Below are 3671 nucleotides of genomic sequence, written 5' to 3' on the forward strand. Positions count from 1 at the left end.
CGGGAAAGGGCGAACACCGTACCGGGCAGCTGGGATTCAAATTCCTCCCGGTCAAAGAGCATTTCCGCGCCGCCCCCGTCCACCACCGCGTACACCGTCAAATCCTGCTCAAACAGTTCCAGCGCCCGCTCTTTGGAGAGGGGCAGCAAGTCCCCGTCCTGATAGCCGCAGTTTTTCAGATCGTCCTCCCACAGCGCCGGGTCCGGCATCGGGTATTCATCCAGCGCCTGCTCCGGCGCGTCGGGCAGAGGGGCGGCTTCTGCGGCATGGCCGATGGAATCCAGCGCCCGCGGGTTTTGGCTGGCGGGCAAAAGGGCGTATTCCCGTTCCTGTTCGGCGGTCAGCGGCTGGGGGTAGTCGATACAGCCAAAGGCAGTGATGGAATCCTGTTCCACCTTTACCGGCGCAGCAAGTTCAGTGATGGTTTTCCCGTCCATCAAAGGATAGGTTCCCACATCCAGCGATTCCTGGGTAATGTAATAGCGGAACATGGAGGGGTCCTGCTCCGGCAGTTCGGTGGGGATTTTCCAGGAGGGTTCCGGTTCAGGGGAAACCTCTGGATTCTCCTGGCCGGCCTGCGGGCCTTCCGGCTGTATGGTTTCTTTTCCGGCGTCCTGCTCCGGCCCGGATTCCAGATCAATGCCGCGCTCCTTGCAGACCTCCTGAAAATGGCGGTCAATATCGGCAATCAGAGTACCGGCGGTCTTGTTGATGGTTTCCAGGCTGGCCCGCAGTTCCTTCAGCTCCTTGCCCTGGCTCCAGTTCGCAATGTACCCAAAGCTGTTTGCGCCGGTCTGAATCCCAAAATATTGGCAGACCGCGTAAGAGATGCTCTCGGCCTCCACTTCCTCGGTGCGCCGGTCCTTTTTATGGTCCTGCAAAAACCGCTGGGCGGTCTTTTCGCCGCCGTTAAAGTCCAGGCCGGATTCATCGGTCAGGGGGAGATACCCTTGCTCCGGCAGTTCCAGCGGCTTTGCGGTTATGACGGAACCGGCATGGTTGACCATAACCCGTTCCTCTACCGCAACCGGCGCACCGGGGTCATCGTCGGAACCGCGCAGGTCATAACAAAACAGTCCGTCCGGCAGATCGTCTGCGGCAATCCGGTCATTGGAGAACAGGGCTGGCTGTCCAAACAGCTCCACTTCCTGATACAAGGGCGCGTCCGGGTTGTCCGGCACATCAAAGTTGTGCAGCTTGCTGTGGGCGATCTCATGGACAGCGGCGGAAACCGTCTGCACCTCGCTCATGCCCTGGCGGATGGCGATGCGCTGCTCAATGGAAGAAAAATATCCGTCCGTATCCGCGTCCATTTCCTCAAACGCAAGGGGAACCGGGGCGGAGCGTTTCAGCGCCTCCATAAACGCCTCAAAGTGCCGGACATTCCCGAACAGGTCCGCCGCCAGGGAGGGCAGGGGCTTTCCGTCCGTCTGGCTCACATCAAAGACCTTGACCGGACGGAACAGCGGGATTTCCACCTCTTTTTCCTCCATGACCACCCTGCCGTTTGCGTCCAGCACCGGTGCATGGGTGTCCGGGTCCAGCTTCTGTTCCTCGATTTTCTTCTTATAGGGGGTGGGCGCGATGATGGTGATGCCGCGCTCGCCCTTCTTCACATGGCGCTCAAACTGGTTCTTCCACTTGTTATAGCCAGCCACAAGGGTCGCGTCCGGCTTCTGCATATAGATCAGCATGGTATTATTGACCGAGTAGCGGTGGAACCGGGACATCACCGACAGATAGCGCATATACTTTTCGCTCTCAAACAGTTCCTTGATGTTCTGCTCAATGCCCTCGGTGATTTCCCGCAGCCGTTCCCGGTTGGTGGGTTTCTCTGCCATTTCCTTGTTTCTCCTTTCCAAATCCATGATTTTTGTTATGTGTGTTGCAATCCATGTTTTTTGTTCCTCGATGCCATCCTCCATCAGAAAGTCCAGAAGGTACTCCACATAGTCCTTTTGGTGCAGCGCCTCCACAAAAAGGGGGGGCGGCTCATCCTCTGGGGTCAGGGGCGCAAGGTCTGTTTCCCAGCCCCGCAGCAGATGGGCGTAGTCTGCCAGAGCGCGGAAACACCGCTGTTTTGATTCCCGGAACTTCTGCGCTTCGGACTTTTGACGGACATAGGTTTTCTTCGGGGGCGCCTGACTGTCATAGAGCAGGCCAAAATCCTGGGCCAGTTTTTCCGCCGCCTCTTTGGGGGAGAGGTTATACAGTCTGGCGGCAAAGTCGATCACATCTCCGTCCGCCCCGCAGCCGAAACAGTGAAAGCGGCGGTCCAATTTCAGGCTGGGCGTCCTGTCATCGTGGAAAGGACAGCAGGCCATGCCGTTCCGCTTTACCTCGATTCCATAGTGTTCCGCCGCTTCTCTGGTACTGATGGACTGCTTTACCGTTTCAAAGACATTCCCGCCCATGCTTATTGACCGGGGGATGATTTCAACGGCGGCTTATAGCCTGCGGCCCTGGCCCGCTCACTGGCGGCTTTGCGCCGCTCGGTGCTGTATGGCTCCCGGACGGATACACAGCGTTTGGGGACAATAAAGTTATTGGCGTCCTTCTTGATGATCTGCTCCGGGTGTTTACCGGCAAGGCGGTTCAGTTTTTTCATCAGCTTTGGGTCATGGGTATAGACCTCTGCCGCAGACTCGGCCTGGTTATAAAGGAGAACCGTTTCCTGTTCCAGCAGCGACAGCTTCATCACGAGCCTCCTTTCCGCTGGCCAAAGTCCAGCTTGAAGTTCACATACTCGCCGGTATCCTCCAAAAGCACATCCGCGTCATAGGTTTTTCCGGTTTTTTCCGAGTAGCAGCCGGTGAGCCTTGCCCGCCCGTCTTTTAAGAGGGCCGCGACAATGGCCTTGGTGGGCTGTTTCTTCTTGGCGCTCCACCACTTGCTGTCTTTCCAGATGGCAAATCTGCAAGTTTCACTTTGGCAGAAAAATCCCTTTTGCGATTCTGTAACCTCACCGCCGCACCGGGGGCATCTGCCTACTGCTTCGCGGGGCGGGGAGAACAGGTACTCGGTCCCCTTAACCACCTGATAGGTTGCTGCCAGCTCCCGCAGCATGGCGTAAATCCCGGACAGAAACTCCTCCGGGGAAAGCTCGCCGCGCTCAATCTCGCCCAGCCGGTACTCCCACTCGGCGGTGAGCAGCGGGGATTGCAGCTGCTCCGGCAGAACCGTAATGAGGGAACGCGCGTCGCGGGAGGGCATCAGCTGGACCGTCTTTTTGCTCTTTTTCCGTTCCAGAAAACCGGTGGAGGCCAGCTTTTCCAGAATCCCGGCGCGGGTGGCAGGCGTACCCAATCCCTTGCGCTCGGCGGTATCCGGCATATCTTCTTTACCGGCGTTCTCCATAGCCGACAGCAGGGTATCTTCGGTGAAATGCTTTGGCGGGCTGGTTTTCCCCTCCTTGACGGAGGCGTTGGAAACAGGTAAAGACTGTCCCTGGGAGAGTTCCGGCAGCGTCTTTTCCTCTGGCCCGCCCTCCGGCTCCGGGGCATTTTTCAGACCGGCGTGATAAGCGGAATCCAGCCTGCGCCAGCCGGGGCGCTGAATGGTTTTCCCTTTTGCGGCAAACTCCTGACCGGCGCAGACCAGCGTGGCGGCGGTTTCCTCGTAGAGATGGGGTTCCGCCACCGCGCACAGCAGCCTTGCGGCCACCAGCTCCA

The 3671-nt window shown here is 58.3% G+C and carries 3 protein-coding genes; all 3 read right to left on the minus strand.

Annotated features, from left to right (window positions below):
• The coding region (locus tag D5269_RS17085) for an LPD28 domain-containing protein (RefSeq protein ID WP_158605065.1) at positions 1–2414 on the minus strand (2414 nt) is incomplete at its 3' end.
• 2 nt (positions 2415–2416) lie between these two features.
• Positions 2417–2698 (minus strand): immunoglobulin, encoded by a 282-nt coding sequence (locus tag D5269_RS17090; protein WP_120487169.1) that lies wholly within the window; start codon positions 2696–2698, stop codon positions 2417–2419.
• On the minus strand, positions 2698–3671 hold a 974-nt coding region (locus D5269_RS17095; RefSeq protein ID WP_243126943.1), incomplete at its 5' end, for a DNA topoisomerase. The genes D5269_RS17090 and D5269_RS17095, both read right to left, overlap by 1 nt.

It is taken from the genome of Anaerotruncus sp. 1XD42-93, from assembly GCF_009917605.1.
GTDB lineage: Bacteria > Bacillota > Clostridia > Oscillospirales > Ruminococcaceae > Anaerotruncus.

Bases quoted from the DNA above. Each gene is read 5' to 3' on its own strand.
- D5269_RS17090 (WP_120487169.1), bottom strand. From the start codon at position 2,698: ATGAAGCTGTCGCTGCTGGAACAGGAAACGGTTCTCCTTTATAACCAG.